Here is a 12,704-nt window from a genome sequence, read left to right on the forward strand (position 1 = left end):
AAGTTATTTAATCCTTATCTTTAAAAAAAAGACCTGTATAGTTCATCTTAGGACTAACAGAATAGCTTGTATAGTATTTACAGGATTTACTCACAAATCTGTATAGCTTTTTCAGGACGGGTCAATCTAAAAACTACTGTATCAATACCGTACACAAGGTGTTACACTTACGTACAGTTGATGATTTTAAAATGATTTAAGTAATTGATATTCAGGTGATTTTAATTTTGGTATATGTTTTACATTGATATCAAAAAAAACTGTACGATATGCTTAAAAATTACTTCAAAATAGCCTGGCGTAATATCGTTCGTCATAAAGGCTATTCTGCTATAAATGTTGCAGGTTTAACTGTTGGCTTAGCTGCCTGCTTGCTCATTTTCGTTATCATTCAGTTTGAGCTTAGTTTTGATACCTTCAATCCTAATTATAAAAATATCTATCGTGTAGTTACACAGGAAAAGCACGAGTCGGAAACTACAACTAACCCTGGCGTAGCGGTTCCTGCAACCGATGCTTTACGCCTGGATATTCCGCAGGCTAAAGTGGCCGCCCTGAACAGCAGCTATGGCAGCCAGATCACCGTGCTTGAAAATGCAGGTAGCAATACCGGCGATAAAAAGTTTACTGAAAATATCGGCGTATTATTTATCCAACCCCAGTTCTTTGATATTTTTAGCTATAAATGGCTGGCAGGTAGCCCGTCGGTATTAGCTAATCCGGATATGGTTGTTTTGGACAAAAGCTCAGCCATTAAGTATTTTGGTGACTGGACGAATGCTGTGGGCAAAACCCTTAAAATGGATAATGTTTTGACGCTAAAGGTATCGGGCATTGTTGAGGATGTCCCGGTAAACAGCGATTTTCCGTTTAAAATAATGGTATCCTTTGTTACCTGGAAGCAACACCCTAAAGATTATAACTACAATGCCGAATGGGGATCAACCAGCAGCAGCCACGAGGTGTTTATGCTGTTCCCGGCCAGTATGTCAAAAAGCAGTATCGATGCCCAGTTAAAAGCATTTTCGGCCAAACACTTTAAAAAAGGATCGTCACAAACTACACTTTTGCCGCAGCCGCTTGCCGATATGCATTTTGATACCCGGATAGGTAACCCGCTTGGTGATCATAGCACCAGCAGGGCCACTTTACGTACCTTGTCGTTCATCGCGCTGCTGATCATTATTATGGCCTCTATCAACTTCATCAATCTATCAACAGCGCAATCTGTAGGCAGGTCAAAAGAAGTTGGCATCCGTAAAGTACTGGGTAGTACCCGTCCGCAATTGATCTTCCAGGTAATTGGTGAAACTACTATCATTGTTATCGCCTCGGCTTTAATTGCTTTGGCAGTTGCCTGGCTGGCCATGCCTCAGTTGAAAAATATAGCTAATGTACCTGATAGTATCAGTTTGTTTACTACCGGCAGCTTGTTGTTCTTAGTTGCAAGTACAATCGCAATAGTTTTATTATCAGGAATTTATCCTGCATTGGTGGTGTCGGGCTTTAAACCGGTACTTGCACTTAAAAATAAAATAACTGCGGCCTCAATCGGTGGTATCCCGCTTCGTCGCGGATTGGTTATTGCTCAGTTTGCCATATCGCAGTTGCTTATTATCGGTACCATAGTGGCTGTAAACCAAATGGACTTTGTTAACAAGGCCGATCTCGGTTTTAACAAAAATGCATTACTCATTATTCCTGGTTATACCGATAGCTTAAGCCTCCGTAAAATGGAATCGTTTAAGCAGCTGGTACTGCAAAACCCCAATGTTAAAGCCGTTACTTTTTCTTCAGACGTACCATCGTCAGAAAATAACTGGGGCACTAATTTTGATTTCAATAACTCAACCAAAGATGTTGGCTTCAACACCTATCTGAAGTTTGGCGATGCTGATTACTTCAAAACATATGGATTACAGTTTGCTGCCGGCAAAGGTTATGACGTAAGCGATACCGCGAAACAGTATGTGGTTAACGAAACCTTTATCCATAAATTAGGCATCCAAAAAGCTAATGACGCTATTGGTAAAACCTTGCGTTTAGGTGGCGGCAAATGGCTGCAAATAGTTGGGGTTGTTAAAGATTTTAAAACCAACTCCCTTCGTGAAGCAATAAAACCTATAGTAATATCACCTGCAAAGAAATTTGAAGGACAGATAGGTATCAAAATTCAAACCTCCGACCTGAGCAAAACCGTTTCCCAGCTACAAAAAATGTGGGAGAATACTTATCCCGAGTACGCGTACAACGGCTATTTCCTGGATGATAATATCGCCAAATTTTATGAGCAGGAAAATAAAATGGCCTTGGTTTACAAGGTATTTGCCGGGATAGCCATATTTATATCATGCCTTGGTTTATACGGTCTGGTATCGTTTATGGCGGTTCAGCGCACCAAAGAGGTAGGGATCCGTAAAGTACTGGGCGCATCAGTAAGCAGTATAGTATTCCTGTTTTCAAAAGAGTTTATGGTACTTATCGGCATCTCATTCCTGATAGCCATGCCTGCCGCCTGGTATATCATGAACGGCTGGCTGCAAAACTTTGTGTACCGCATTTCAATGAGTGCCTGGATCTTTTTACTGGCTATAGTATCATCGCTGATAATAGCATGGGTAACGGTAGGCTACAAAGCTGTTAAAGCAGCATTGGCTAATCCGGTTAAAAGCTTGCGAAGCGAATAATTTATGTTCATTGGTTCATTTGCTCACTGGTTCATTAGTAAATGCGGGTAATACCGCAGAAAGAACTTCTGTTCCAGAACAAGTACCAATAAACAAATGAACCAGTGAACTAATGAACATTTAAGCCATGATAGGAAATTACATTAAAACCACTGTACGCGGCCTGATGAAAAACCGGGCTTATAGCTTTTTGAACATTGCCGGTTTGGCTATCGGCGTGGCCTGTGCATCTATGATATTTTTGTGGGTGCAGGACGAGCTTACCTTTAACCACAATTTTGTGAAGCGGGATAACCTGTACACGGTTCGTGAAAATCAAACCTATGATGGTAAAACCTCAACATTTCGTGCTACACCGGGCCCTATGGCTGCGGCGCTGAAAGCCGAAATTCCGGGTATTAAAAATGCCGCTCGTATGGGTGGTTCTGATAATATCGTATTCGCGCTTGGCGATAAAGCCATTAACGAGGATGGTTCATATACCGATGCGGAGATTTTCCCGATGCTGAAACTGGCTTTCGTGCAGGGTGATGAAAACAATGTTTTTCATGAGTTGCGTTCGGTAGTGATCAGCACTACCATGGCCAAAAAGTTTTTTGGTGATGCTAACCCCATGGGCAAAACATTAAAGATGAACAACGAGCAGGATTTTACAGTTACTGGTGTATTTACCGATCTGCCAAAAAACTCAACTTTCCAGATGCAATGGTTTGCCCCCTTAAAAAACATTGATCATGTGCAGCCCTGGATGCAGGATTGGGGAGCCAACTGGGCTCGCACTTATGTGGAGCTGGAACCATCGGCAGATGTTAATGCAGTGAACAAAAAACTGGCTAACTACATCGGCACCAAGAAAAACGGAAATACTACCTTCTCATTCCTTTTCGGCATGAATGACTGGAACCTGCGCGATAAATTTACCGATGGCAAAATGGATGGCGGAAGGATCGAATATGTCCGTTTGTTTTCGGCAATCGCGTTCATTATCCTCATCATAGCCTGTATCAATTTTATGAACCTATCAACAGCCCGTTCCGAAAAACGGGCTAAGGAGGTTGGCGTTCGTAAAGTGATGGGGGCTGGCAAGGGCAAACTTATAACCCAATTTATAGGTGAGGCTGTGATTATGGCCTTTATAGCGGTAATTATAGCCGTGCTTTTAGTTTATGCGGCCCTGCCATCGTTCAATAACATGGTTCAAAAGGAGTTGAGTATTGATTTGTTGCAGCCATTACATTTGTTTTATTTGCTGTCGATAGGGTTGATTACCGGGTTGCTTGCCGGGAGTTATCCGGCGTTCTATCTGTCGTCATTTAACCCGATAGCGGTATTAAAGAATATCAAATTACCATCGGCAGCGGGTGCCGGTTTTATCAGGCAAAGTTTGGTGGTGATCCAGTTTTCGGTATCTATCATACTCATTATAGGTACGGTAATTATATACCAGCAAATTCAGCATGTAAAAAACAGGGAACTTGGTTATGAAAAAGATAACCTTGTTTACATCGACACCAAAGGTAAGCTGAGCGATCATTTTGCAGCAGTAAATAACGAGTTGAAGCAAACCGGCGTTGTGGCCGATGCCTCATTGAGTGAATATCCTGTATTACAGATCTGGAGCAATACTGATAACTTTTCATGGGATGGCAAGGATGCATCAAAAAATCCGCTTATCACCATTGAAAATGTGAGCCCGCAATTTGTATCAACCATGAACATGAAACTGGTTGCCGGCAGGGATTTCTATGCCAATGCCAAAACCGATAGTAACAATGTGATCATTAACGAAGCCTTTGCCAAACAAATGGGCAAAGCGGGCCACGTAGGCGGTATTATCAGGGATGGCGGAACTAAGCCATACCAAATAGCAGGAATTATTAAAGATTTTCTGTACAACGATATGTACGTTGCAGGTGCGCCGCTCATGTTGTTCAGCCATCCGCAAAACAATAACTATTTAACCATCCGCTTTAAACCGGGCGTTAATTTAACCGAAGCGCTGGCCAAAACCGGCGAGGTTTATAAGCGCGTTAACCCCGGTTATCCGTTCGAATACAAATTTGTTGATGCCGATTTTGATGAGCTGTTTAAAACCGAAACCCTTACAGGTAAGCTTGCAGGGGTGTTTGCATCATTGGCAATTGTAATATCCTGTCTCGGCTTATTTGGCTTAGCCGCTTATACTGCCGAAAGAAGGATCAAAGAAATCGGGATCCGTAAGGTACTTGGGGCTTCGGTAGCTGGTTTAACAGGTTTGTTATCTCGCGATTTTTTAAAGCTGGTTGCTGTGTCATGCCTGATAGCCTTTCCGGTTGCATGGTATGCCACCAATAACTGGTTGCAAAATTACCAGTACCGGGTAACCGTACAATGGTGGGTATTTGCCGCGGCCGGGATTGCCGCAATTGTTATAGCACTGGCTACCGTAAGTTTCCAGGCTGTTAAAGCAGCGCTGAGTAACCCGGTTAAAAGCCTTCGTTCGGAATAAGTTAGTCATTAAGTCATTTGCTGTGCGTCATTATTCATTGATAAGGCGTAAAGCAAAGAATGACTTAATGATCCAATGACGCGGAGCTAATGACACGAAGTGAATGATTTAATGATATAAGAGATGCTTAGAAATTATTTGACAATCGCATGGCGCAACATCCTTAATAATAAGGTTTACAGCGCTATTAATATACTGGGGCTTGCCGCGGGGATGGCGGTTGCACTGATGATCGGTCTTTGGGTAGCAAACGAGTATTCATATGACAGGTTTTTGCCCAATTATGAGCAGTTGTACCAGGTTGAACAGCATTTTACTACTCAGCACGACGGCGAGCATACACAAACGGCGGTTTCATTACCATTAGCCGATGTATTACGCAAAGAGATTCCCGGAATAAAGCGCGTAGCCGAAACCGATTGGGTAGGTATGCAATGGCATGACCTGCTGGTGGGTAATAAAAAGCTTTACCTTGCCGGGGGCGCAGCTAACCCCGATTTTTTACAGATCTTTAAATATACTTTTGTAAAAGGTAATGCCAAAGACGTATTTACCCAGCCAAATTCCATCATTCTGAATGAATCGACTGCTACAGCTCTTTTTGGCAATGCTGATCCCATTAATAAAGTTGTCCGTTATGATAATAGCCAAAATTTAAAGGTTACCGGTATTATCAAAGACATTCCCAAAAATGCTACGATACAATTTAGCTTTTTAACGCCCTTCAGCTTTAAGGAAGCAACCGAGGGTTGGATGAAGGGTGCCCGCACCATGTGGACAAACAACTCGTTCAACATGTTCCTGGAGTTGCAGCCCGGTGTAACTATGGAGCAGATAGCACCTAAAATTAAAAACATTGTATATGATCATAGTGAACAAATGCGCCCGGGTAAGCCTGAAGTAATCATCCATCCGTTAAAAAAATGGCATCTGTATAATGATTTCAAGAATGGTAAAGCTGTTGGCGGTTTTATTGATTACGTACGTATGTTTAGCGTGATAGGCATTTTGGTGCTGCTGATAGCCTGTATTAACTTTATGAACCTTTCAACCGCCCGGTCTGAAAAGCGGGCCCGCGAGGTAGGGGTGCGTAAAGCCATAGGTTCACAACGCAGTGACTTGATAGCGCAGTTCCTGGCCGAATCGGTAATGATCACCTTTATTTCGTTTTTACTGTCGATAGTGATGGTGCAGCTGGCTGTTCCATCATTTAACGCTATTGTAGGCAGTGCTATCAGCATACCTTATACCAATGTTTTGTTTTGGGCTATGATGATAGCCTATGTGCTGATCACCGGTTTATTGGCCGGGAGCAGGCCTGCTTTCTACCTGTCGTCGTTTAACCCGGTACAGGTTTTGAAAGGTGCTATCAAGGTTGGCAGGTCAGCTTCGTTACCACGCAAGGTTTTGGTGGTGATGCAGTTTAGCTGTTCGGTAGCCCTGATCATAAGTACAATCATTGTTTACCAGCAAATTCAATACGCCAAGAACAGGCCTACTGGCTATAGCGCAACCCGTTTGATGATGACGGACATGAGCGGCGATCTTGAAAAAAACTACAGCGCCCTTAAAAATGATTTGCTGGCAAGCGGAGCTGTGGAGAGTGTTGCCTCTGCATCAAGTCCCATTACCAATATCTACAGTCATACAGGTATCGATAACTGGCCGGGAAAGGCTGGAGGTGAAACCGGTATAAATGTTGGTTCTATCTCGGTATCTCCCAATTATTTTAAAACATTAGGTATGAGCCTGAAGGAAGGTAGGGATTTTTCAAACGATTGGGTTTCGGATACTTTGAATGTGATAGTAAATGAAGCGGCTATAAGAAGGATGGGGCTTAAAAACCCAATAAATCAATTAATTAGTTATGGGGGCGGCAATAAGCCTGTGCGCATTATAGGCGTGGTTAAAGATGCTTTAATGGAATCGCCTTTTACGCCTGTGCAGCCCGCTGTATTTAACCACGGTCGTGGCGGGAACAATATCATGTACCGGCTTGCTACCAACGTAAATATGCAGGATGCAATTAAAAAGATCGGGAAGATCTTCGATACTTACAACCCGGCGTATCCTTACATATATCAGTTTGTTGATGAAGAGTATAACCGCAAGTTTAGCCTGGAAGCATTAGTTGGCAAACTGGCCGGTGTTTTTGCCGGATTGGCTATTTTTATATCATGCCTCGGTTTGTTTGGCTTAGCCGCTTATGTAGCCGAACAACGCACCAAAGAAATAGGCATTCGCAAAGTATTGGGTGCGTCAATAGCTCAGGTATGGCTGCTGCTGTCAAAAGAATTTATTTTACTGGTAGTACTAAGTTGTTTGATAGCAACACCGGTGGCCTTTTACTTTTTGAAGGACTGGCTCCAAAAATATGATTATCGCATAACTATAGGTCCGGGTGTGTTTGTGCTTTCGGCAGTGGCAGCGATAATTATCACCCTGGTTACCATAAGTTTCCAGGCCATAAAAGCGGCGTTGACAAATCCTGTAAAAAGTTTAAGGTCGGAGTAATCATTGGTTCACTTGTTCATTAGTTCATTAGTGAACGCGGAACAGGTGCAGCTAAGAGTTTACGCGATACAGATTGCAAGTACCAATGAACTAATGAACAATTGAACTAATGAACATTATACTATGATCAAAAACTATATAAAAATTGCCTGGCGAAATTTGGTTCGCAACAAGGCTTATGCAAGTATTAGCGTTATCGGTTTGGCCCTGGGTATTGCCTGCGGCATATTGATTTTCACGCTCATTACTTATCACCTGAGCTTTGATACTTTTCATAAAAATCCCGACAGGATCTATCGCTTTTACACCGAGTTTCATGACGAAGAAGTAAGCCGGGTAGGCGCGGTGCCGCAACCTATGGCCAAGGGTTATCGTAGTGACTTAGCCTATAGTGAAAAAACAGCGCGTGTTATTGATTTTAACCGTACGCTGATCACTATAACCAAAGGAAACGATGTTAAGAAATTTCAAGAAGATAACGGTGTTTCTTTCGCGGAATCTGATTATTTCAGCATCCTCAATTTTCCTTTGCAGAAAGGGGATAGCAAAACCATACTGGCCCATCCCAACGAAGCGGTTATTACTGACAAAATGGCCCATAAGTATTTTGGCAATGATAACCCTATAGGTAAGGTTTTCCGTTTGGACAATAAAGTGAACTTTACCGTAACGGGCGTATTAAAAGATCTCCCCAACAATACCGATCGCCGGTCGGAGATCTATGTTTCATACAGCAGTATGGAAGAGTATGCAGGCAAAGATCGTGAAAGTAACTGGGGAGGCGTATATAGCGGAAGCCAGGCCTATACCTTATTAAAACCGGGCATTAAACAAGCTCAGGCTGAAAAGGGTATGATGCAGCTGATCAAAAAAAATTATACCGGTCGCGATTTACAGGTATGGCGCTTTAAGCTTCAACCCATTGCCGAGATGCATTTTGACAGGGAACTCGGCGGTTATGCTGATAAAAAATACCTGTGGGCATTGTTTTTCATTGGTTTATTCCTGATCATAACTGCTTGCGTAAACTTTGTAAACCTGGCTACAGCCCAGGCGCTCAACCGCTCAAAAGAAGTTGGTGTACGCAAGGTGTTAGGCAGCTTGCCAGGCCAGCTGTTTTGGCAGTTTATTGCCGAAACGGCTATTATCAGCATTATAGCTGTAGGAGTAGCACTCGGGTTGGCCGAATTAACGCTTACCCCGCTTAATAATTTGTTTCACTCGCAAATGGTATTTAACTGGTCGCAGTTAATTGCGTTTATAGTGCTGATAGCTGTAGTGGTGGTGTTTTTATCAGGTTCTTATCCGGGTTTAGTGCTGGCAAGGTTTCAGCCTATTCAGGCCTTAAAAAGTAAATTAACCCAAAAGGATGTTGGCGGGTTTTCATTGCGCAGGGTATTGGTAGTTACTCAATTTACCATATCGCAGGTGCTGATCATCGGTACCATCATCGTGATATCACAGTTGCACTATTCACAAAATGCCGATCTCGGCTTTAACAAAAACGCCGTAGTGGTGATGCCGCTCCCTCAAAACGATAAGGTAAAAATGAGCACCATGCGTAACCAGATCAGCGAAATTAAGGGGGTAGAGAATGTAACCTATTGTTATAACCCTCCGGCTTCCCGCTCAAACAGCAATACAGGTATTCAATTTAATAACCGTCCCGAAGATGAACACTGGAGCATTAATACCAAAGAAGCGGATGAAAATTACCTTGCTACTTTTGGTATTAAACTGATTGCAGGCCGGAATTTCTTCAAAGGCGATTCGGTCAAAGAACTCCTGGTGAACGAAACCTTTGTAAAAAAGCTGAGCCTCAAACCACAGGATGTAATTGGAAAACAGATGGCGATTAACGGCCGTTCCTATAAAGGTACTATTGTTGGGGTAATGAAAGACTTTTACAATTATTCCTTCCACACCGAAATTGCGCCTATATGTGTAATGCCTAATTACCAGAGCTATTCAAACGTGGCAGTGAAAATTGATATGCGTAATGCCAAGCCCACGTTAGCGGCGCTCGATAAGATCTGGAACCAGACCTTCCCAGAAGAATTTTATTCATACCAGTTTTTAGATGATAGCATAAAGCGTTTTTACGAACTGGATAATATCTTTTTAAACCTGATAGAAGCTTTCGCCGGTATTGCCATTATCATCGGCTGCCTTGGTTTGTACGGGCTGGTATCATTCATGGCGGTACGTAAAACCAAAGAGATTGGCGTACGCAAAGTATTGGGTGCCAACATCAGCAGCATTTTGTGGCTGTTTGGTAAAGAGTTTAGCATATTGTTGCTTATTGCCTTCGTTATAGCCGCGCCGCTGGCCTGGTGGGCGATGCATAATTATTTGAAAGATTTTCAATACCGGATCAGCATCGGCCCCGAAATATTTGTAATGTCGATACTATCCACCTTTATAATAGCATGGATAACGGTAGGTTACAGGGCTACTATGGCCGCGTTGGCCAACCCTGTTAAAAGTTTAAGATCGGAGTGATTAGAGGTTAGAGATTGGAGGTTAGTCTGTAATCCGGAGACAGACAAGCACCAACGAAATAATGAACCATTGAACTAATGAACCAAAAAGATGCTTAGAAACTACATCAAAATCGCCTGGCGAAACATCGTTAACAACAAGGCGTACACTGCGATCAATGTTTTAGGACTGGCTGCCGGAATGGCGGTTGCTTTGATGATAGCCCTGTGGGTTGCCAATGAGTACTCGTATGATAAGTTTTTGCCCAATGCAGATAGGGTGTACCAGGTACGCCGCAACTTTAACAGTAACGGCGAAACGCTTACTTTCAGCTCAACCTCGTTAAAGCTGGCGGATGTACTGCGTACCCTGCCCGAAGTTGAATATGTTGCACCAACAGATTGGGGTGGTACTCACGGCCTGATGGTTGGTGATAAAAAGCTATCGATTGATGGTTTACAAGCCGGAAGTGATTTTTTAAAGATGTTTGAATACAAGCTGTTACAGGGAAGCCGTTCAGCTGCTTTGAACGATCCTTATTCAATTGTATTAACAAGGGCTACAGCTATTGCTTTGTTCGGTACCGAAAATGTGATTAATAAAGTAGTGAAGGTTGATAATGCCCACAACTTAAAAGTTACCGGCGTAATGCAGGATGTACCGTTAAATTCATCACTTCAGTTTAAATATATCATACCGTTCAGCCTTTTAGAGCAAACCCAACCTTATATGAAGGGTGCGCATGGAAGTTTCGGCAATAATGGCTTTGAACTTTTTGCTAAACTAAAACCAGGCGTAACTTATGCCCAGCTTGCCCCCAAGCTTAAAATTATTGAAAAAGGTGAGAAAAACGTCAATGCCGAAAATTCGGAAGTGATCATGCAACCCATGGCCGACTGGCATTTGTATTCCGATTATAAAAATGGCGTAGCCAGTGCGGGTTTTATTGATTATGTACGAACGTTTAGCATTGTAGGCGTGCTTGTATTGCTGATAGCCTGCGTTAATTTTATCAACCTCACCACCGCCCGGTCTGAAAAACGTGCACGTGAAGTCGGAATTCGCAAGGCAATCGGCTCACAACGCAAGCATCTTATTTTCCAGTTCCTCACCGAATCAGCGCTAATCACTTTTATATCGTTTATTTGTTCGATACTTTTTGTGCAGATAGCCCTTGGGCCATTCAACGCGCTTACTGGTACTGCCATCGCCATACCATTTAACAATATAACTTTTTGGCTGATAGCCATTGGCTGTGTAATGCTTACGGCCTTAGTTGCGGGGAGCAGGCCGGCGTTTTACCTGTCATCATTTAATCCGGTTAAGGTTTTAAAAGGCACTATCCAGGTTGGCCGCTCTGCATCCTATTCGCGCAAAATATTGGTGGTAATGCAGTTTAGCTGTTCCATAGCACTCATTATTAGTACGGTAGTTATTTACAGACAAATTCAGTATGCCAAAAACCGCCCCAGCGGGTATGATGTCAACAGGCTGATAGCTACAAATAATAACGAAGACCTCGGCAAACATTTTCCGGCATTTAAAAACGAACTGCTGCAAAGCGGTGTGATAGAAAGTATTTCTACGGCATCAAGCGCAGTTACAGATATTAACATGCACAATGACCTTGACCAATGGCCGGGTAAACTGGCTGGCGAAACGGTTGAAATGGGCGTGATCGCTATCGCCGACGATTATTTTAAAACAGCCAGCATGAAAATGCTCGCCGGTCGGGATTTTAGAGGCGTAGCGTCCGATACCTCAAACATTATTTTTAATGAGGCGGCTGTTAAGCGGCTACGCCTTAAAGGAGATCCGATAAGCCAGGTAATTATTTACGGCGGAAAACCAGTCAAAGTAATTGGTGTAGTTAAAAACGCACTGATGTTATCGCCGTTTGCACAGGCCGACCCAACCATGTTTGTGTACAACAACTATCCGCATGATAATATGATCTACCGTTTGTCGGCCAAAATGAACCCGCATAATGCTATTGATAAAATAGGAGAAGTGTTTTCAAAATACAGCCCGGCTTACCCGTATACCTATCGTTTTGTTGATGATGATTACAACCGCAAGTTTGGCCAGGAAGTATTGGTAGGCAAGCTGTCGGGCATATTTGCTGGTCTGGCAATTTTTATTTCATGCCTTGGCTTGTTTGGCTTGGCGGCTTATATTGCCGAGCAGCGCACCAAAGAGATAGGTGTACGTAAGGTGTTGGGTGCAACGGTAAGCCAGTTATGGTTTTTACTGTCGAAAGATTTTGTGCTGCTGGTGCTTATTAGCTGTGTAATAGCATCACCATTGGCATTTTACTTTTTGCAGGGTTGGCTACAAAAGTACGATTACAGGGTAACCGTTGGTCCGGGAGTGTTCATAATATCGGCAATAGCAGCTATTGTTATCACGCTGGTAACCATTAGTTTCCAGGCCATTAAGGCTGCAATTGCCAACCCGGTTAAAAGTTTACGTTCTGAATAATTAATTGGTTATTGAGTCATAGATAAAGGAGCAAAGCAAAAAAATGACTTAAT

At 42.8% G+C, this 12,704-nt stretch carries 5 protein-coding genes; all 5 read left to right on the plus strand.

Going from position 1 to position 12,704, the window contains the following annotated elements; all coding sequences use genetic code 11:
- The first annotated feature begins 269 nt into the window (after positions 1 to 269).
- The 5 genes from ACFFGT_RS26300 (at position 270) to ACFFGT_RS26320 (ending at position 12,651) form a co-directional block, all read left to right on the plus strand.
- Positions 270 to 2,687: an ABC transporter permease gene (locus tag ACFFGT_RS26300; protein WP_377025490.1), complete on the plus strand. Its 2,418-nt coding sequence runs from the start codon at positions 270 to 272 to the stop codon at positions 2,685 to 2,687.
- Between the two features lie 127 nt (positions 2,688 to 2,814).
- Complete coding sequence (locus tag ACFFGT_RS26305) at positions 2,815 to 5,175, plus strand: ABC transporter permease (RefSeq protein ID WP_377025491.1); 2,361 nt, start codon at positions 2,815 to 2,817, stop codon at positions 5,173 to 5,175.
- 123 nt (positions 5,176 to 5,298) lie between these two features.
- On the plus strand, positions 5,299 to 7,689 hold the full coding sequence (locus tag ACFFGT_RS26310; RefSeq protein WP_377025492.1) for an ABC transporter permease: 2,391 nt from the start codon (positions 5,299 to 5,301) through the stop codon (positions 7,687 to 7,689).
- 123 nt (positions 7,690 to 7,812) lie between these two features.
- Positions 7,813 to 10,191: an ABC transporter permease gene (locus tag ACFFGT_RS26315; RefSeq protein WP_377025493.1), complete on the plus strand. Its 2,379-nt coding sequence runs from the start codon at positions 7,813 to 7,815 to the stop codon at positions 10,189 to 10,191.
- Between the two features lie 90 nt (positions 10,192 to 10,281).
- The gene (locus ACFFGT_RS26320; RefSeq protein ID WP_377025494.1) at positions 10,282 to 12,651 is read left to right on the plus strand and encodes an ABC transporter permease; all 2,370 of its coding nucleotides are present in this window, start codon (positions 10,282 to 10,284) and stop codon (positions 12,649 to 12,651) included.
- The last annotated feature ends 53 nt before the right edge of the window (positions 12,652 to 12,704 follow it).

The sequence above is a fragment of the Mucilaginibacter angelicae genome (genome assembly GCF_042434235.1).
GTDB classification, from domain to species: domain Bacteria; phylum Bacteroidota; class Bacteroidia; order Sphingobacteriales; family Sphingobacteriaceae; genus Mucilaginibacter; species Mucilaginibacter angelicae.